This is a genomic window from Pseudomonas sp. IC_126, from assembly GCF_004331835.1.
Classification (GTDB): domain Bacteria; phylum Pseudomonadota; class Gammaproteobacteria; order Pseudomonadales; family Pseudomonadaceae; genus Stutzerimonas.
Genome location: NZ_SJSS01000001.1, coordinates 288,172 through 307,031, shown reverse-complemented (window position 1 = coordinate 307,031; position 18,860 = coordinate 288,172). Strand labels below are relative to the sequence as shown.

Here is an 18,860-nt window from a genome sequence, read left to right as displayed (position 1 = left end):
TGTGCCGACTATCCCTCCTTGCACCTGAGCCATGTCCGAGACTTTTTTCGATCACCTTCCCGAACCCTGGACGACCTATTTCTCACCACTGGCCTTGAGCCGTGGTGAGCAATACGCCGCCGAAGGACGGGTGCGGATCATCGAGCAGTCGGCGCAGCGGGTCGCGGCGAGTTGCCAGGGCTCGGGGAGTAATAGCTACCGGCAAACCCTGACCCTCGGCCCGCGCGGCGAGCTGCACTGCCTCTGCACCTGTCCGGTGGGCTGGGCCTGCAAACACGCGGCGGCCGTGCTGTATGAGCTGGAGCGACAACAGCAACAGCCACGATCCACCGCTCCAGTGAGCGATTCCCAAGACGGTTTGCACGGCGCGCTGCAAGCCTGGCTTTCACACCTGCCTCAGGCCCTCAGCGAGGTACCGACGGCGCCAGCGCAGCACTGCCTGCACTATCTGCTCGAACCAGATCTCACCGTCACCGTATATAAAGTGCGGCAACTCAAGGATGGCAGCTTCAGCACTCCTCAGCTCTATTTCGCAATGCGCGAGGCGAGCTTCCGGCAACCACGCTTCATGCTGCCGATCGATTTGCGCATCGCCGCCCTGCTGAACCTGTGCGCAGGCGGCAGCAACACGTTCCAGCTGGAAGGCCCGAATGGCGGCGAGGCGCTGCGGCTCGTGCTTGAAAGCGGGCGCGCCTTCTTGAGTTTCGACCGGCCCGCCTTGCAACCTGGCCTCTGCCGCGAGGCACAGCTGCAATGGCGCACCAATCGCAACGGAACCCTATACGCCAGCCTCGTTCCGGAGGATGTCGAATTGATCGAAGCCATCGACCCTCTCTACTACCTGGACGAGGCGAAGAACGAGTTGGGTGTGATCGCTCACGGCCTCGGCGATGCGCTGGCCCGGCATCTGCTCAAGCTGCCCGAAGTGCCTGCCGCGCAGGCCACATTATTCAGCCTCTCGCTGAACGATATCGCCCCCAAGCTACCCGCACCGAGCAAACCGCAGGAAAAACGTATCGACGACCTGTCGCCCCGACCACGCCTGGCGCTGGGTAGCCATCAGTTCATGAACTACCACCCCGGCAGCGGGCGCATGGTCAATGAACAGCAGCACCGCGCCGGCCTCAGCTTCGTCTATGACCGCACGGCGGCCCATGGAAAGAGCAAGGCTGACGAACGCATACGCCAGGTCGGTGACCAGGGCATCCTCAGCATTGCCCGCCAGCCCAAAGCCGAACAGGCACTGCGCCAGCGCCTGCAGCAATTCGGCCTGCGCCCCGCCCTGCGCCAGAGTCAGGCATTGCCCAAGGACTCGGCAGAGATGTACGAGCTGCCCAACGAGGCCGCCTGGCTGCAGTTCGTTCAGCAGCACCTGTCGCAGCTGCGCGACGAAGGTTGGGAGATCGTCATCCAGCCGGGCTTCGCCTACGACCTGGCGCGGGTCGAGCAATGGTACGCCGAGGTCGATGAATCGCCGGAACACAGCTGGTTCGAGCTGGAACTGGGCATCGTCGTCGAAGGCGAACGCATCAGCCTGCTGCCGGTGCTGTTGGATGTGATCCGCAAGACGCCGGCGCTGCTGGCCCCGGAACAACTGGCCCAGCGTCGCGATGATGAGATGCTGCGCATCACCCTCGCGCGCCGCGACGACGGTCATCCACTTCAAGTGTTGCTGCCCTTCGGTCGGCTCAAACCGATTCTCGCGACCCTCGGCGATCTGTATCTGCAACAGCCCTTGGCCATGAGCGACAGCCTGCGCTTGGAACAGGCCGACGCCGCGCGTCTGGCCCAGCTCGACGCGCTCCCGCTGGAGTGGCACGGCGGCGAACGCCTACGCGATTTCGCCCAACGCCTGCGCGACTACCGTCAGCGCCCTTGCCCGCCGCCCGCAGGACTGAACGCCGAGCTGCGGCCCTATCAGCTGCAGGGATTGTGCTGGATGCAGACGCTGCGCGAATTGGAGGTAGGCGGCATTCTTGGCGACGACATGGGTCTGGGCAAAACCCTGCAGACCCTGGCCCATCTGCTTATGGAAAAACAAGCCGGCCGCCTCGACCGCCCCGCCCTTGTGGTGATGCCCACCAGCCTGATTCCAAACTGGCAGGACGAGGCGGCGCGCTTTACTCCCGATCTTCGGGTGCTCACCCTGCACGGCCCGACCCGGCAAAAACACTTCGACGAGCTGGCCGAATACGACCTGCTATTGACCACCTATGCCTTGCTGCCGCGCGATATCGAGCACCTGGCCGAACAGCCGCTGCATGTGCTGGTCTTGGACGAGGCGCAGAGCATCAAGAACGCCGGCAGCAAAGCCGCCCAGGCCGCTGGCCAGCTGCAGGCGCGACAACGCCTATGCCTGAGCGGCACCCCACTGGAAAACAACCTCAGCGAGCTTTGGTCGCTGTTCCACTTCCTCATGCCCGGCTGGCTGGGCAACGCCAAGGAATTCAACCGCACCTATCGCACACCCATCGAGAAACACGGCGACCCCGTGCGGCTGCAACACCTGATCGGCCGCATCCGCCCCTTCCTGCTGCGCCGGCACAAGGAAGAGGTGGCGCACGAGCTGCCGCCCAAGACCGAGATATTGCATTGGGTAGAGCTGACCCCGGCGCAACGCGACCTCTACGAGACGGTGCGGCTGGCCATGGATCGCAAGGTACGCGACGAGATCGACCGCAAGGGGCTGGCGCGCAGCCAGATCATCGTTCTCGACGCCCTGCTCAAGCTACGCCAGGTCTGCTGCGACCTGCGCCTGGTCAAGGGTGAAACGGCGCGCGCGATTCGCGGCGGCAGCTCAGGCAAGCTGGACAGTCTGATGGAGATGATCCAGGAACTGCTCGCAGAAGGCCGCCGCGTGCTGCTGTTTTCGCAGTTCACATCGATGCTGGCGCTGATCGAGGAAAGCTTGCAGCAGCGCGGCATCGATTACGTGCAGATCACCGGCGACACCCGCGACCGTCGCACCCCGGTGCAGCGCTTCCAGAGCGGCGAGGTGCCGGTGTTCCTGATCAGTCTCAAGGCCGGCGGCACCGGGCTCAACCTCACCGCCGCCGATACCGTGATCCATTACGATCCCTGGTGGAACCCGGCCGTCGAAAACCAGGCCACCGACCGCGCCTACCGCATCGGCCAGGACAAGCCCGTGTTCGTCTACAAACTCATCGCCCGCGGCACGGTGGAGGAAAAGATCCAGCAACTGCAGGCCCGCAAGGCCGAGCTGGCGGCCGGCGTACTGCAAGGCAGCGGCGAAGCCGACTGGACGCTACAGGAGAGCGATATCGAGGCGCTGCTGGCACCGTTGGAAAGGTGAAAGCAGAAAGCCAAGCCGTTGGACTGCGACTTCCGATGAGCACCGACCTCAGAGCCGTCTCCGTCTCCGTCACCGGAGACGGCTGCGTGGATGCAGGAGATCGGCCATTGCGAGAAGGCAGTACACATCAATATTCCCTACACACCCAAGCTGGATGACGACCTGCTTTTAGTCCAAGCTTTCCACCACTAACTGTAAACCGCCATCGAACCAGACAAGGACATGCCGATGAGCCTCTATGAAATCGCGTTTTCCGGCCAGTTGCTCCCTGGCGCACGGCTCGAGCAGGTCGAAGCCAACCTGAGCAAGTTGTTCCAGGCCGACGCCCAGCGCATCGCGCAGTTGTTCTCCGGGCGGCGCATGGTCATCAAGCAGAACCTGGATTTCGCCGCCGTGGAGAAGTATCGCCAGGCTTTGGAGCGCGCCGGCGCGCAGGTCGAAGTCAGGCCGATGCCGGTCGCCGTCGAGGAAATCGAACTGGCACCGCCGCCTGCCGAGGAGCCGCCCGCACCGCAGGCATCCACGACCGCGCCTAAGCCGCTGAAGGTCGCACCTCGCGATGAATACATGGCTGCTTTCGTCGATGTCGAGGCCCCGGATTTCGGTATCGCGCCGGTCGGCGTCGATCTGCAGGATGCCCGCCCTACAACCCCTCCGCCGACACTGAATCTATCGCAGTTCAGCCTGGCCCCGGTGGGCAGTGACATGAGCGAACGCCGCCGCGCCAGCGATGCCCCCGTTCCAGATACCTCGCATCTGAAGTTGGTGGAGTAACGCGCCACATCGGACGGGCTGCGCTACGTTTCAGCCCACCAGGTAGTTGGCTGGGAGAATTGGTGGGCTGACGCGGAACGCCGCCCGGCCCACCCTACTCCACCAGCCAGCCGAACTCCCGCCGCTCCGGCAGGCTCCAAGACTACAAGCCCTCACAGTGCCTGTACTCATGGACCTAGTCGTCGCCCGCCCCGAAGGCCTCTACTGCCCTCCCGGTGATTTCTACATCGATCCCTGGCGTCCCGTTGAACGCGCCGTCATCACCCACGCCCACGGCGATCATGCGCGCTGGGGCATGGGTCACTACCTGGCTTCCAGCGACAGCGAAGGCATCCTGCGCTCGCGTATCGCCGCCGACATGCCACTGCAGACGCTGGGCTACGGCGAAACCATCAACCATCACGGCGTAACGCTCAGCTTCCATCCCGCCGGCCATGTGCTCGGCTCGGCACAGATTCGCCTGGAATACCGCGGCGAAGTTTGGGTCGCCTCGGGCGACTACAAGGTAGAACCGGACGGCACCTGCGCGCCCTTCGAGCCGGTGCGCTGTCATACCTTCATCACCGAATCCACCTTCGGCCTGCCCATCTATCGCTGGCCCGCGCAAACCGAAGTGTTTCGCGGCATCAACGACTGGTGGCGCGCCAATGCCGCCGCTGGGCGCGCCAGCGTGTTGTTCTGTTACGCCTTCGGCAAGGCGCAACGGATTCTCCATGGCCTCGATGAAAGTATCGGCAGCGTGGTGGTGCATGGCGCGGTCGAGCCACTGAACCGGGTCTATCGCGACGCCGGGGTGTATCTGCCGCCAACGCTGTACGCCGGCGACCTGAAGAAAGGCGATCCACGCCTGAGACAGGCAATCATCTTGGCCCCGCCTTCGGCCGGCGGTAGCACCTGGATGCGCCGCTTCGGCGACTATGCCGACGCCTTCGCCAGCGGCTGGATGATGCTGCGCGGCACCCGTCGGCGTCGTGGCGTCGACCGTGGCTTCGTGCTCTCCGACCATGCCGACTGGCCCGGTCTGCTATGGGCCATCGAACAGACCGGCGCGGAGCGAGTCATGGTGACCCACGGCTCGGTGCCAGTACTGGTGCGCTACCTGCGCGAGATGCGCGGCCTCGACGCCCAAGCCTTCGAGACCGAATACGGCGAAGAGGACGACGCAGCCACACAGGAGGCCGAATGATCCGGCGCTCAACCTCGCGGAATTGTAAGAGCGAGTTTGCTCACGAACAGGCTGCGCCGGGACATGACGGTGGTACGAAATGAAAGCATTCGCCACCCTGTACAGCCGCCTCGACGCGACCACATCCAGCAACGCCAAGCTTGCTGCAATGCGCGACTACTTCCGCGAAGCAGATCCCGCCGACGCCGCCTGGGCGGTCTACTTCCTGTCCGGGGGCCGACCTCGCCAGCTGGTGCCGACCCGCGTGCTGCGCGATACGGCCATGCAAGCGTCCGGTTTACCGGATTGGTTGTTCGAGGAAAGCTACCAAGCCGTCGGTGACATGGCCGAGACCATCTCGCTGCTGATGCCCGAAGCCGAGCACAGTTCGAACGAAGGCTTGGCGGTGTGGATGCAGGACAAGCTGTTGCCGCTGCGGGGCCTGCCGCCCGAGATATTGGCCGAGCGTTTGCCGGCGCTCTGGTCACAACTTGATCGGATCAGCCTGATGGTGTGCATCAAGCTGATCACTGGGGCTTTTCGCGTCGGGGTATCGAAGCTGCTGGTCACGCGAGCACTTGTCGCGCTGGCCGATCTCGACCCGAAACGCGTGGCGCAGCGCCTGGTCGGTTACACCGATCTGTCACACCGTCCTAGCGCCGAAGGCTACCTGGCGCTGATCGCCGACGAATCGGAACACGAACATGCCCAGCGCGGCGGCCAGCCTTACCCGTTCTTTCTTGCACACCCGCTGCAAGCGCCGACGGAAGACTTCGACACGCTGCTGGGCGCGCCGGAGAATTGGTTCGTTGAATGGAAGTGGGATGGCATCCGCGCCCAGCTGGTCAAGCGCGACGGGCAGATCTGGATCTGGTCGCGCGGTGAGGAACTGGTCAGCGAGCGCTTTCCCGAGCTGTGCGAGCTGGCCGGCTGTCTACCGGACGGAACGGTGATCGATGGCGAGATCCTGGTCTGGAAACATCCGCCCGAGCATCCAACCACTGCGCTACCGGGCCTTGATGCCGCAGCGCCCACGCCTGAAGGATTCGGCGTACAACCCTTCGCCCTGCTGCAGCAGCGCATTGGTCGCAAGAACCTCACCGCCAAGGTGCTGCAGGATGCGCCCGTTTCCATCCTCGCCTATGACCTGCTGGAATGGCAGGGCGAGGATTGGCGGCAACGACCGCACCGCGAGCGCCGGCGGCAGCTCGAAGCGGTGGTCGCACAATGCCCTAACCCACGGCTGATGCTGTCGTCACTGGTCACGGGCGCCGACTGGCAGGACCTGGCCCGCCAGCGCGAGGCCTCCCGCGCCCTAGGCGTCGAGGGCATGATGATCAAGGCCCGCGCCGCGCAATATGGCGTCGGTCGCACAAAAGATGTGGGCCTCTGGTGGAAATGGAAGATCGACCCCTACTCGGTCGATGCAGTGTTGATCTATGCCCAGCGCGGCCACGGCCGCCGCGCCAGCCTCTATACCGATTTCACCTTCGCCGTGTGGGACGGCGAGCCGGGTGATCCCGAACGCAAGCTGGTGCCCTTCGCCAAGGCCTATTCCGGCCTGACCGACGAGGAGATGCGCAAGGTGGACGCCATCGTGCGCAAGACCACCGTGGAGAAGTTCGGCCCGGTACGCAGCGTGACACCGACGCTGGTGTTCGAGCTGGGCTTCGAAGGCATCGCCGCCAGCAGCCGACACAAAAGCGGCATCGCCGTGCGCTTCCCAAGGATGCTGCGCTGGCGTCATGACAAACCAGTGGATGAGGCGGATACGCTGGAGACGCTCAAGGAATTGTTGGGATGACCGTTCTAGCCTGCCCCCACGGCCGAACAAGTTCGGCCCTACAAGCACAACCGCAGTCTCACTCCCGTCGTTGTAGGGCCGAATTTATTCGGCCGCACCACAATCGGGCGCAATAAAGAAATTGCACGCTTCAAGCACCAAACCGGTGCAAGCATTGGTTTCCAAAGCATCGAGCCCTAGCTATGAGCAAGGCGTAACGGTCTGGCGCTCTACCAAGGCACGACTATTGCTGAGTGACGGTTCAACTATCGATGAACCATTCGGCAATGACTGCGCTGACTTCCCTGTTTACTCCTCACTGGCACGCCGAACTGGAACTCGGCTATGCACGTATCGGCGAGACGACGCGCCCGGTGTACCGACGCCACAGCGGTCCGCTGCGGGTGCAGAAGCATCTGTATGCCGAAGGCACTGAAGTCTGCCAGCACATCATCGTGCACCCACCAGGCGGGATTGCCGGCGGTGATCGCTTGGACATCAGCGCCACGGTCGGCGCCGACGCCTGGGCACAGCTGACCAGTCCCGGTGCAGCCAAGTGGTATCGCGCCGCCGCCCCGGCGTTCCAGCAATTGGCACTGCATGTCGAAGCCGGCGCCACGCTCGAATGGCTGCCGCAGGAGACCATCGTCTACTCCGCTGCGCAGGCCGAGTTGTCTACGGCTATCGAACTGGAAGGTGACGCCAGGCTGTTCTACTGGGACATGGTCGCTCTGGGCCGCCCCGCTGCGAGCGAACGTTTCGACGCTGGGCATTTTCAGGCGCAACTGGATATCCGTCGTGACGGCGAACTGCTCTGGCACGAATGCCAGCGCGTTATCGGCGGTGACGGTTTGCTGGATTCGCCAATCGGTTTCGATGGCCAACCGGTGTTCGCCACCCTGATCGCCACGGGAGAAATCGACGCGGGTTTGATGGAGCGCTGCCGCGAACTACCGAACCGGGTTCGCGGCGACCTGACACAACTGCCGGGGCTGATCGTCGGCCGCTGCCTGGCCCGCGAAGCGCTGCACGCCCGTGCCTGGCTGATCGAGCTGTGGCGCCTGCTGCGCCCGGAGCTGCTGGGGCGTGAGGTCGTACCGCCGAGAATCTGGAGCACGTAGCGATTCCCGCCGAAAACCGGTGGATGTGAACGAAGACATCCACCCTACGAATGGAGCACCAATGGACCTCACCCCTAGAGAGAAAGACAAGCTGCTGATCTTCACCGCTGGCCTGGTCGCGGAGCGCCGCCTGGCACGCGGCGTGAAGCTCAACTACCCGGAGGCAATGGCCTACATTTCTGCGGCATTGCTCGAAGGCGCCCGTGATGGCCGGACGGTCGCCGAGCTGATGCATTACGGCACCACTCTGCTCAGCCGCGAGCAAGTGATGGAAGGCGTGCCGGAAATGATTCCGGAAATCCAGGTAGAAGCGACGTTCCCTGACGGCACCAAGCTGGTCACGGTCCATCAACCGATCGCCTGACAGCAGCCATAAATCTAACACTGCAAACCAGAGCGATTCCCAGCGGCTTTCGCTTCCGACTTCTGTCCAAACGTACCGCTAAATTACGGAGTGATTGTCATGATCCCTGGCGAATACCGAATTCAGAACGGCGACATTGAGCTCAATGCCGGCCGCCACACCCTGACCCTGAGCGTGGCCAACAGCGGCGACCGCCCCATCCAGATCGGCTCGCACTATCACTTCTTCGAAGCCAACGACGCCCTCACTTTCGACCGCGCCGCCGCGCGAGGAATGCGCTTGCACATCCCCGCAGGTACGGCAGTACGCTTCGAGCCCGGCCAGAGCCGCGAGGTAGAGCTGGTCGATCTGGCCGGTGATCGCCGAGTGTTCGGTTTTGCCGGGCGGGTGATGGGGGCGCTCTAGAGCGCAGCCGCAAGCTGCAAGAGAGCAGTCCGGCTTTCATTTTTACTTGAGGCTTGCAGCTTGACGCTTGCAGCCTGAATCCGAGGAACGAGGATGAAAATCTCCCGCCAAGCCTACGCCGACATGTTCGGCCCCACCATTGGCGACAAGGTGCGCCTGGCCGATACCGAGCTGTGGATCGAAGTGGAAAAGGACTTCACCGTCTACGGCGATGAGGTGAAATTCGGCGGTGGCAAGGTCATCCGCGACGGCATGGGCCAGAGCCAGCTGTGCGCTGCCGACGTGGTCGATACGGTGATCACCAATGCGCTGATCGTCGATCACTGGGGCATCGTCAAGGCCGACGTCGGCCTCAAGGACGGGCGTATCGCCGCCATCGGCAAGGCTGGAAACCCGGATATTCAGCCCGGCGTGACCATCGCTATCGGCGGAGCCACCGAAGTCATCGCTGGTGAAGGCATGATCCTCACCGCGGGCGGCATCGACAGTCATATCCACTTCATCTGCCCGCAGCAGATCGAAGAAGCCCTCATGAGCGGCACCACTACCATGATCGGCGGCGGCACGGGCCCGGCCACCGGCACTTACGCCACCACCGTGACACCCGGCCCATGGCACATGGCGCGCATGCTCCAGGCCGCCGAGGCCTTCCCGATGAATATTGGCTTCACCGGCAAGGGCAATGTCTCGCTGCCCGAGCCGCTGATCGAACAGATCCAGGCTGGCGCCATCGGCCTCAAGCTGCATGAAGACTGGGGGACCACGCCGGCGGCCATCGACAATTGCCTGAGCGTGGCCGACCAGTACGACATTCAGGTAGCGATCCATACCGACACGCTGAATGAATCCGGCTTCGTCGAGACAACGCTCGGCGCGTTCAAGGGCCGCACCATTCACACCTACCACACCGAAGGCGCGGGTGGCGGTCATGCACCAGACATCATCAAGGCTTGCGGTTTCCCCAACGTGCTGCCCAGCTCGACCAACCCGACCCGGCCGTTTACCCGCAATACCATCGACGAGCATCTGGACATGCTCATGGTCTGCCATCACCTGGACCCGAGCATCGCTGAGGACGTGGCGTTCGCCGAGTCACGCATCCGCCGCGAGACCATCGCCGCCGAAGACATCCTCCACGACCTCGGCGCCTTCTCGATGATCAGCTCCGACAGCCAGGCCATGGGCCGCGTCGGCGAAGTCATCACCCGCACCTGGCAAACCGCCGACAAGATGAAGAAACAGCGCGGCGCCTTACCGGGCGACGGGCCGGACAATGACAACTTTCGTGTCAGGCGCTACATCGCCAAATACACCATCAACCCGGCAATCACCCACGGCATCAGCCACGAAGTCGGCTCCATCGAAGCTGGCAAATGGGCCGACCTGGTGCTCTGGCGGCCGGCATTCTTCGGCGTCAAACCGACCCTCATCCTCAAGGGCGGCGTCATCGCTGCCAGCCTGATGGGCGATGCCAACGCCTCGATCCCGACCCCGCAGCCGGTTCACTACCGGCCCATGTTCGGCAGCTACGGCGGCTCACTACACGCATCGAGCTTCACCTTCATCAGCCAGGCCGCAGCCGAGGCCGGCGTGCCCGAGCAGCTCGGGCTGAAGAAAAAAATCGGCGTGGTGAAGGGGTGCCGGGCGGTGCAGAAGAAGGATCTGATCCATAACGATTACACGCCACAGATCGACGTCGACCCGCAGAACTACCAAGTGAAGGCAGACGGCCAGCTGCTTTGGTGCGAGCCCGCGGAGGTATTGCCGATGGCGCAGCGGTATTTCCTGTTCTGACCCAACGTGCAGCACCACGGCGGAAACATTTCCGCCCACCGCTCATGGCGACATTCGACATATGCGCTAGACGCGGCACACCGTAGGGCGGGTTTTTAACCCGCCATTGGCGCTCAGCTCAGCTCATCTCAACGCCACGCCACGCCACGCCACGCCACGCCGAGAGAATCCCACTTCAACACCACCAGGGCATCGCGCGGTTTTCTTGCGAGCTATCGGTGCATTACAAGAGGCGATTCGCGACCGACCGCCCCAGTTCTTCATTTGTCGCTTGTATACAAAGCGCGTAGCGAAACGTGCCGGACGGTCTAAGCTCCTATCATCAAGCAAGAGCCAATCGGTCGACATTGCTCGATACTCGCGGGCTGAGCCGTACGCGGAACAAGAACTGCATACACCTATGCCACCTTGTCTTGCATACAGAGCGCACGCCATGAACCACGACGATTTCAATATCAAGCGGATCGATACCAGCCTGCACAACGCCGACCTTGCGCCCTTGCCCCCCGGGCAGCGCAAATGGGGCTGGTTCGAAATATTCAACGTCTGGTCCAACGACATTCAAAGCCTGTTCGGCTATACCCTCGCCGCTACCCTGTTCATCAGCTATGGCCTGAACGGCTGGGCGGTGCTTGCGGGAATCGTACTGGCGGGGTTCATCGTCATGGGGCTGGTGCAGTTGACCGGCAAACCCAGCGTCAAGTACGGCATCCCATTCCCGGTCATGGCACGCGCCAGCATGGGCGTACGCGGGGCAAATTTCCCAGCCGTGGTGCGCGGCATCGTGGCGATCTTCTGGTACGGCGTGCAGACCTACTTCGCCTCAACCGCCGTGGCGCTGCTGATTCGCACACTAGCGGGCCCCGGCTCGGAGGCAACGCTGCTGGGCCTGACCTCAATCGACTGGATGGCCTATGTGATCGTCTGCGTATTCCAGGTGGCGTTGTTCGTGCGCGGCGTGGATTGGGTCACACGATTTCTCAACTGGGCTGGCCCGCTGGTCTATCTCGTGATGATCGCCATGATGGTCGCCATCTGCTTCAAGGCCGGGCCGGGTCTCGTCGGCGCGCTTGGCAGCATTTTCAGCGGCACCGGCAGCTATACCGGCGGCCCCATAGCCGCATTTGCTGCGGTGGTCGGAACCATGGTGGCCTACTTCGCGGCCGTGGTGATCAATTACGGGGACTTTGCCCGCTTCGTAAAAAACGAGCGGCAGATGCGCATCGGCAATTTCCTGGGGCTTCCGGTGAGCCTTGCAATCTTCTCCATGATCGCTTTGGTGATTACTGCCGGCACCGTGGTGGTATTCGGCGAGACGCTGACCAACCCGACCGATATCGTCGCGCGGATCGACAACGTCGGCCTGACCCTGATTGCGGCGCTGACCTTCTTCGTCGCCACGGTGGGCATCAATCTGGTCGCCAACTTCATCCCGCCAGCCTACGACATCGCCAACCTCGCGCCCGCCCGCATCAGTGCCCGCACCGGCGGTTTCATCACCGCGGTCATCGCCTTCTTCATCGGCGCACTCTGGGTATCGTTCATCAGCGCCGTTGGTATCGCCGCATTCGTCGACACGCTGGGCGCCGTGCTGGCGCCGCTGTACGGCATCCTCGTCGCTGACTACTACCTGATCCGCCGTCAGCAGTTGAACGTGCAGGAACTGTTCTCGGCCGAACCGGGTTCGACCTACTACTTCAGCGCAGGCTGGAATCGAAAGGCGATCATCGCATTCGGCATCAGCTCGCTGTTTTCGGTCGCATCGGTATGGACGCCCGGACTGGAAAGCCTGTCGGGCTTTGCATGGTTGCTCGGCGCGCTATTTGGAGGATTTGTGCATTACCTGCTGATGCGTAAACACCCAGTGGCTTCAGGTGTAGCACCCGCTGTGATGCCGTAAAGGGAGCGGATCCGAACGGACCGATCACAAAAATCGGTTCGTTCGGTTGCATCCCCCCGACAGCCGATTCGCTAAGCGCGCCTCCGCACGGATCGGTCACATCTTCGCGATCGGCATTAATCACTATGCAATCGCAAGTGATGGTCCTTACTGCCGCAACGGCAGCGCACCAATGTGATGCGCGAAGCTCTTCAGCGCACCACGACGACACCAGATCAAGCTCCATTTTCAGGCACACCGGCCACCGCAGCCCGCACGACACGTCTATTAGGAAGGTTGGCAAGGGCCTTGCTCTGCTTGGTCATCACACAAGCGGAACTGCACCATGCTGGTCATCCATCGACGCACCACCACGCAGGCCAACGGCAACGCCGAGCTGGAACTCACCTACGAGGCTCGCAGCAAATCGCGGCTGCGCTGCTTTACCACCGATGGCGAGGACGTTGGGCTGTTTCTGGAGCGCGGCCAGCCGCCACTGCATGACGGTGAATGCCTGCAGGCCCAGGACGGCCGCATCGTCATCGTGCGTGCCCGCGCCGAACAGCTGCTCCACGTAACCTGCGCCAGCAGCTTCGAACTGACCCGGGCTGCCTACCACCTGGGCAATCGCCATGTAGCCCTTCAAGTCGGAGATGGCTGGCTGCGCTTGCTCGACGACTACGTGCTCAAGGACATGCTGCTGCAACTGGGCGCCAGCGTCGAACCCATCGAAGCGCCCTTCCAGCCGGAACACGGCGCCTACGGCGGCGGCCACCATCATTCCCACGCTGGCGAAGCCGAATTCAGTTACGCGCCGCGGCTGCACCAGTTCGGCGCGCGCAGGTGAATCCGGCTGCGTTCGCGCTGCTGCGGTTGGCCAGCCCCCAGCTGCCGATCGGCGGCTACAGCTATTCGCAGGGCCTGGAAATGGCAGTGGAGCAAGGATTGGTACAGGACGAGGCCAGTGCCCGATGCTGGCTCGGCGACCAGATGCAGCTCAATCTGGCGCGCTTCGAAATGCCGCTGCTGCTAGCCCATTGCGAGGCAGCCGCCGCCGAAGACTGGTGCGAACTGGAGCGCCTGGCCGCACGTCATCGCGCCAGCCGCGAAACCCGGGAGCTGCGCTTGGAAAGCCGGCAAATGGGCTACTCGCTCAAGCAACTGCTGAGCAACCTGCCGGAACTGGACGAACCTGCCCGCGTCCTGTTTGCACGCATCGACGAACCCGGCCTTGCCCTGGGCTGGGCGCTGGCCGCACGTGCCTGGGGCATATCGCCCGAAGATGCGCTCAGCGCCTGGCTCTGGGGCTGGCTGGAAAACCAATTGGCGGTGTTGATGAAAACCCTGCCGCTGGGCCAACAGGCTGCCCAACGGCTGACTTCCGAGTTGCTGCCAGCGCTAGAGCAGGCCCAGCTCGCCGCGCGCGAGATCGATCCCAAGCACTGGGGCAGCGCCCCCTTCGGCCTGGCGCTGGCGAGCATGGCCCATGAGCGCCAGTACAGCCGTCTGTTTCGCTCATGAGCGCTACAGCATCGGCACGCAGTCATCCCATTACCGCAACAGAGGAAATCACCATGAACACCCAACCCTTGCGGGTCGGCATCGGCGGCCCGGTCGGCTCCGGCAAGACCGCGCTGACCCTCGCCCTGTGCTTGGCCCTGCGCGAGCGCTACAACTTGGCCGTGGTCACCAACGACATCTATACCCAGGAAGACGCCCAGTTTCTGGTGCGCAACGAAGCCCTCGCGCCGGAACGCATCATCGGCGTGGAAACCGGCGGCTGCCCGCACACGGCGATCCGCGAGGATGCTTCGATCAACCTCGAGGCCGTCGAGCAGCTCAACCGGCGCTTTCCGGGGCTGGATCTGATCATCGTGGAATCCGGCGGCGACAACCTGTCGGCCACCTTCAGCCCCGAACTGTCGGACCTGACGATTTATGTGATCGACGTGTCGGCCGGCGACAAGCTGCCGCGCAAGGGCGGGCCAGGCATCTGCAAGTCCGACCTGCTGGTGATCAACAAGATCGACCTGGCGCCGATGGTCGGCGCCTCGCTGGAGGTCATGGACCGCGACACGCGCAAGATGCGCGGCGACAAGCCCTTCGTCTTTAGCAACCAGAAGGTTGGCCAGGGTCTGGACGAGATCATCGCCTTCATCGAACGACAGGGCATGCTTGCCAGCGTCTGACCGGACACATCCCCGCAGGAGCGCCGAGTCCCTGCTCGCGTACTGCCCTAAGGCCACGCGGAAAACACCCCTGAGCAAGCGGGCTCATCGGCAAACCGCATCAGACCTCGACGATTCGAGACCGCCATACACAACCAGAGGTAATCGCATGAACCTGCACAGAACATTCTTCTTCGCTTCCGCCTTACTGCTCAGCCCAGCACTGGCCTTCGCCCATCCGGGGCATGACCATGCCGGCGTGATGTCCGGCATCGCCCACCCGATTTTGGGTCTCGATCATCTGCTGGCAATGCTTGCCGTCGGCCTGTGGGCTTCGCAGCAACAAGGCACTGCGCGGCTGGCACTGCCGCTGACCTTCGTCGCCACCATGCTGATCGGCGGCCTGCTCGGCTTCGCCGGCGTCCAGTGGCCATTCATGGAAACCGGTATCGCAGGCTCGGTCCTGGCACTCGGCCTGCTGGTTGCTCTGGCGGTGCGCCCACCGCTGTCGCTCGCGGCAGGCCTGACCGCACTGTTCGCGCTCAGCCACGGGATGGCCCATGGCCTGGAACTACCGGAACTGGCCAGCCCCTGGGGGTATGCAGCCGGTTTCATCGCCGCCACGGCTGCGTTGCATGCGGTCGGTTACGTGCTGGCGCGCAGCCTGCCGCAAGCCGCTGCCCCACTCATCCGGGTCGCTGGCGCCGCCTCGGCACTGGCTGGCGCCTGGCTGCTGGTCAGCTGAGCAAAGAGCAAACCAGCCTCTGGCCTTCGCACCACGAGCGTGCAAAGCACCGCTTCATCACATCCCCGCCGCCCCTTTTTCGCACCACACCGCCGCGCCGCACAATTGCGGCGCATGGTGAAAACGGCGGCAAAGCCCCGCCCCAGGCGGCTCCCGCAAAGCTGGCACGGATGCTGCGATAGCGCTCCACGTCCCCAAGGACCCACCCATAGTTGCGCATGGACAGCCAAGGAGCCGCCCACCATGAAACGCCGTCCCCTACTGAAGTCCACCCTTGCCGCCAGTGCCCTGATGCTCAGCGGCCTGTTCCCGTTCACCCTGCAGGCCGCCGAGACCATCAAGGTCGGCATCCTGCATTCGCTGTCCGGCACCATGGCCATTTCGGAAACATCCCTGAAAGACATGGCACTGATGACCATCGACGAGATCAACGCCAAGGGCGGCGTGCTCGGCAAGCAGCTCGAGCCGGTTGTGGTCGACCCCGCATCCAACTGGCCGCTGTTCGCAGAGAAGGGCCGTCAGTTGCTGACCCAAGACAAGGTCGCGGTGACCTTCGGCTGCTGGACCTCTGTGTCGCGCAAATCCGTGCTGCCGGTCTATGAAGAACTCGACGGTCTGCTGTTCTACCCCGTTCAGTACGAAGGCGAAGAGCTCTCGCCTAACGTTTTCTACACCGGCGCCGCGCCAAACCAGCAAGCCATTCCGGCGGTCGAGTATCTGATGAGCGAGGACGGCGGCAGCGCCGAACGTTTCTTCCTGCTGGGCACCGACTACGTCTACCCGCGGACCACCAACAAGATTCTGCGCGCCTTCCTGATCAGCAAGGGCGTGCCGGAATCGAGCATCGAAGAGGTTTACACACCCTTCGGCCACAGCGATTACCAGACCATCGTCGCCAACATCAAGAAGTTCTCCGCAGGCGGCAAGACCGCCGTGGTATCGACCATCAACGGCGACTCCAACGTGCCCTTCTACAAGGAACTGGCCAACCAGGGCCTGGAAGCCACCGACGTTCCGGTCGTAGCCTTCTCGGTCGGCGAAGAAGAACTGCGCGGCATCGACACCAAGCCGCTGGTCGGTCACCTGGCCGCCTGGAACTACTTCCAGTCGGTGGAGAATCCGGTCAACGAGCAGTTCGTCAGCAAGTGGAAGGCCTACGCCAAGGAAAAAGGCCTGCCGGGCGCAGACAAGGCCGTGACCAACGACCCGATGGAAGCCACCTACGTGGGCATTCATATGTGGGCGCAGGCGGTCGAGAAAGCCGGCACCACCGACGTCGGCAAGGTGCGCGACGCGCTAGCCGGCCAGACCTTCGAAGCACCGAGCGGCTACACCCTGACCATGGACGAGAAGAACCATCACCTGCACAAGCCGGTGATGATCGGCGAAGTCCAAGATGATGGGCAGTTCTCGGTGGTCTGGGAGACCGAAAGCCCGCTCCGCGCTCAGCCGTGGAGCCCGTACATCCCCGGTAACGACAAGAAGCCGGACTACGCGGTGAAGTCGAACTGATTGGCGCCCATACGGCTTTTGTAGGGTGGGCCGGGCGGCGCTCCGCTTCAGCCCACCAGCAGATGTCGCACAGTCCGTAGGGTGGGCTTCAGCCCACCAGTAACGTCATCGGTGGGCTGAAGCCCACCCTACGACACTGCAGCTCATTCACCTACGACAGCCGCCAGCTCCGTCAAGAGAGCACGTAGCGCCCCTGGGAAATGCATAGATGAACACTGCCCTGTATCGAATTACTCTACTGCTCCTGCTGGCCCTGCCCTGGGCAGCGCACGCCGGAGACGCAGCCGATTACGCCAAGGCCAGCCCGGCCAAACAGGCCAAGCTGCTGAAAAGCTGGGCCGTCGCGCCCATACCCGAGCGTTTGGAGCTAATCGAAGCCCTGCGCGCCAGCCGCGTGGTGATCGACAAGAACAAGACGCCTTTTATCGAGGAGAATGGTGACTACCGCGCCCTCGAAGGCGACGCCGCGCCAGTCGGCACGCCGAAGAAGCTGCGCCTGAACAACCGTTTGCGCGGCTTGCTCAACACCGCACTCGCCAGCCACAAGCTGTTTTCCGACGATCCCTCGCAACGCCTCAGCGCTGCCAAGCGCCTACAGCGCAGCGGCCAGCCGGAACAGCTGCCGCTCCTGCAACAGCGCCTCGAAGCCGAAGACGACCCGGCCGTGCGCGAAGCCCTCACCCTGACCCTGGCCAATCTGCAGCTGAGCGCTACAGACCCCGCCGTACGCCTGGCTGCCGTCCGCCTGCTTGGCGAAACAGGCGCGCCGCTGGCCCGGGTTCGCCTGGAAAACCTACTGGCCGATGAAGCCGAAACCAACCCCGGCGTGCGCAAGGCCGCCGAGACCAGTCTGGCGCAGGTCAAACGCAAGCTGCTGATCGGCGAACTGCTCGGCCAGGCCTTCAGCGGTTTGTCGCTGGGTTCGATTCTCTTGCTTGCTGCGCTGGGCCTCGCCATCACCTTTGGCCTGCTCGGCGTGATCAACATGGCCCACGGCGAGATGCTGATGCTCGGTGCCTACTCCACTTACATGGTGCAGGTACTGATGGCCCGACTCACGCCGGAAGCATTGGCGTTTTATCCGCTGGTGGCGCTGCCGGTGGCCTTCTTCGTCACCGCCGCGGTCGGCATGGCGCTGGAGCGCACCGTGATCCGTCACCTCTATGGCCGTCCGCTGGAAACCCTGCTCGCAACCTGGGGTATCAGCCTGATCCTGATTCAGCTGGTGCGCGTGCTGTTCGGCGCGCAGAACGTGGAGGTCGCCAATCCCGGCTGGCTGTCTGGCGGGCTCCAAGTGCTGCCGAATCTGGTGCTGCCCTACAACCGCATGGTGATCATCGCCTTCGCGCTGTTCGTGGTGCTGCTGACCTGGCTGTTGCTGAACAAGACCCGCCTCGGCCTGAACGTGCGCGCCGTGACGCAGAATCGCAACATGGCCGCCTGCTGCGGCGTGCCCACCGGGCGCATCGACATGATGGCCTTCGGGCTGGGCTCCGGCATCGCCGGGCTCGGCGGCGTGGCGCTGAGCCAGATCGGCAACGTCGGCCCGGACCTGGGTCAGGGCTACATCATCGACTCCTTCCTTGTCGTGGTTCTCGGCGGCGTGGGTCAACTCGCCGGCAGCATCTTTGCCGCCTTTGGGCTGGGTATCGCCAACAAGATTCTCGAACCGCAGATCGGCGCCGTGCTCGGCAAGATCCTGATCCTCGCGCTGATCATCCTGTTCATCCAGAAGCGCCCGCAGGGGTTGTTTGCGCTGAAAGGGAGGGTGATCGATTGAGCCAGCTCTCGCTGAAGCGCGGGCGAATGAATTCGCCCCTACAGATCGACACCACAA

At 63.3% G+C, this 18,860-nt stretch carries 15 protein-coding genes; all 15 read left to right on the top strand.

All coding sequences use genetic code 11. The features are described from left to right. Window positions 1-31: 31 nt before the first annotated feature. Window positions 32-3,313 (top strand): DEAD/DEAH box helicase, encoded by a 3,282-nt coding sequence (locus E0D86_RS01370; RefSeq protein ID WP_131648187.1) that lies wholly within the window; start codon window positions 32-34, stop codon window positions 3,311-3,313. A 228-nt stretch (window positions 3,314-3,541) separates the two neighbouring features. Further along, window positions 3,542-4,087 (top strand): hypothetical protein, encoded by a 546-nt coding sequence (locus E0D86_RS01365; protein ID WP_131648186.1) that lies wholly within the window; start codon window positions 3,542-3,544, stop codon window positions 4,085-4,087. Window positions 4,088-4,256: 169 nt separating this feature from the next. Continuing rightward, on the top strand, window positions 4,257-5,273 hold the full coding sequence (locus tag E0D86_RS01360) for a ligase-associated DNA damage response exonuclease (protein ID WP_131648185.1): 1,017 nt from the start codon (window positions 4,257-4,259) through the stop codon (window positions 5,271-5,273). A 79-nt stretch (window positions 5,274-5,352) separates the two neighbouring features. Next, window positions 5,353-7,056, top strand: a complete 1,704-nt coding sequence (locus E0D86_RS01355; RefSeq protein WP_131648184.1) for an ATP-dependent DNA ligase — start codon at window positions 5,353-5,355, stop codon at window positions 7,054-7,056. A 266-nt stretch (window positions 7,057-7,322) separates the two neighbouring features. After that, the gene (locus tag E0D86_RS01350) at window positions 7,323-8,156 is read left to right on the top strand and encodes an urease accessory protein UreD (protein ID WP_131648183.1); all 834 of its coding nucleotides are present in this window, start codon (window positions 7,323-7,325) and stop codon (window positions 8,154-8,156) included. A 61-nt stretch (window positions 8,157-8,217) separates the two neighbouring features. After that, window positions 8,218-8,520, top strand: a complete 303-nt coding sequence (gene ureA / locus E0D86_RS01345) for an urease subunit gamma (RefSeq protein WP_131648182.1) — start codon at window positions 8,218-8,220, stop codon at window positions 8,518-8,520. Window positions 8,521-8,619: 99 nt separating this feature from the next. Next, entirely contained in the window at window positions 8,620-8,925 is a 306-nt protein-coding gene (locus tag E0D86_RS01340) for an urease subunit beta (protein ID WP_131648181.1), read from the top strand. A gap of 93 nt (window positions 8,926-9,018) precedes the next feature. Then, on the top strand, window positions 9,019-10,719 hold the full coding sequence (gene ureC, locus E0D86_RS01335; protein ID WP_131648180.1) for an urease subunit alpha: 1,701 nt from the start codon (window positions 9,019-9,021) through the stop codon (window positions 10,717-10,719). A 433-nt stretch (window positions 10,720-11,152) separates the two neighbouring features. Next, window positions 11,153-12,619, top strand: coding sequence for an NCS1 family nucleobase:cation symporter-1 (locus E0D86_RS01330; RefSeq protein ID WP_131648179.1), 1,467 nt, complete (start codon window positions 11,153-11,155; stop codon window positions 12,617-12,619). A 325-nt stretch (window positions 12,620-12,944) separates the two neighbouring features. Then, window positions 12,945-13,445, top strand: coding sequence for an urease accessory protein UreE (gene ureE, locus E0D86_RS01325; RefSeq protein ID WP_131648178.1), 501 nt, complete (start codon window positions 12,945-12,947; stop codon window positions 13,443-13,445). After that, window positions 13,442-14,119, top strand: a complete 678-nt coding sequence (locus E0D86_RS01320; protein WP_131648177.1) for an urease accessory protein UreF — start codon at window positions 13,442-13,444, stop codon at window positions 14,117-14,119. The genes ureE and E0D86_RS01320 overlap by 4 nt, the downstream gene beginning before the upstream one ends. Before the next feature lie 53 nt (window positions 14,120-14,172). Continuing rightward, the gene (ureG, locus tag E0D86_RS01315) at window positions 14,173-14,787 is read left to right on the top strand and encodes an urease accessory protein UreG (protein WP_131648176.1); all 615 of its coding nucleotides are present in this window, start codon (window positions 14,173-14,175) and stop codon (window positions 14,785-14,787) included. Window positions 14,788-14,935: 148 nt separating this feature from the next. Continuing rightward, entirely contained in the window at window positions 14,936-15,511 is a 576-nt protein-coding gene (locus tag E0D86_RS01310; protein WP_131648175.1) for a HupE/UreJ family protein, read from the top strand. A 243-nt stretch (window positions 15,512-15,754) separates the two neighbouring features. Continuing rightward, complete coding sequence (gene urtA, locus E0D86_RS01305; RefSeq protein ID WP_131648174.1) at window positions 15,755-17,023, top strand: urea ABC transporter substrate-binding protein; 1,269 nt, start codon at window positions 15,755-15,757, stop codon at window positions 17,021-17,023. 208 nt (window positions 17,024-17,231) lie between these two features. Next, a complete protein-coding gene (urtB, locus tag E0D86_RS01300; RefSeq protein WP_131648173.1) occupies window positions 17,232-18,803 on the top strand; it encodes an urea ABC transporter permease subunit UrtB in 1,572 nt (523 codons plus the stop codon). The last annotated feature ends 57 nt before the right edge of the window (window positions 18,804-18,860 follow it).

What these genes read in the sequence shown, in the direction of transcription:
- E0D86_RS01360 (WP_131648185.1), top strand. Translation starts at nt 4,257, where the DNA reads ATGGACCTAGTCGTCGCCCGCCCCGAAGGCCTCTACTGCCCTCCCGGT.
- E0D86_RS01310 (WP_131648175.1), top strand. Translation starts at nt 14,936, where the DNA reads ATGAACCTGCACAGAACATTCTTCTTCGCTTCCGCCTTACTGCTCAGC.
- ureA (WP_131648182.1), top strand. Translation starts at nt 8,218, where the DNA reads ATGGACCTCACCCCTAGAGAGAAAGACAAGCTGCTGATCTTCACCGCT.
- E0D86_RS01370 (WP_131648187.1), top strand. Translation starts at nt 32, where the DNA reads ATGTCCGAGACTTTTTTCGATCACCTTCCCGAACCCTGGACGACCTAT.
- E0D86_RS01365 (WP_131648186.1), top strand. Translation starts at nt 3,542, where the DNA reads ATGAGCCTCTATGAAATCGCGTTTTCCGGCCAGTTGCTCCCTGGCGCA.
- urtB (WP_131648173.1), top strand. Translation starts at nt 17,232, where the DNA reads ATGAACACTGCCCTGTATCGAATTACTCTACTGCTCCTGCTGGCCCTG.
- E0D86_RS01355 (WP_131648184.1), top strand. Translation starts at nt 5,353, where the DNA reads ATGAAAGCATTCGCCACCCTGTACAGCCGCCTCGACGCGACCACATCC.
- E0D86_RS01340 (WP_131648181.1), top strand. Translation starts at nt 8,620, where the DNA reads ATGATCCCTGGCGAATACCGAATTCAGAACGGCGACATTGAGCTCAAT.
- urtA (WP_131648174.1), top strand. Translation starts at nt 15,755, where the DNA reads ATGAAACGCCGTCCCCTACTGAAGTCCACCCTTGCCGCCAGTGCCCTG.
- ureC (WP_131648180.1), top strand. Translation starts at nt 9,019, where the DNA reads ATGAAAATCTCCCGCCAAGCCTACGCCGACATGTTCGGCCCCACCATT.
- E0D86_RS01350 (WP_131648183.1), top strand. Translation starts at nt 7,323, where the DNA reads ATGACTGCGCTGACTTCCCTGTTTACTCCTCACTGGCACGCCGAACTG.
- E0D86_RS01330 (WP_131648179.1), top strand. Translation starts at nt 11,153, where the DNA reads ATGAACCACGACGATTTCAATATCAAGCGGATCGATACCAGCCTGCAC.
- ureG (WP_131648176.1), top strand. Translation starts at nt 14,173, where the DNA reads ATGAACACCCAACCCTTGCGGGTCGGCATCGGCGGCCCGGTCGGCTCC.
- ureE (WP_131648178.1), top strand. Translation starts at nt 12,945, where the DNA reads ATGCTGGTCATCCATCGACGCACCACCACGCAGGCCAACGGCAACGCC.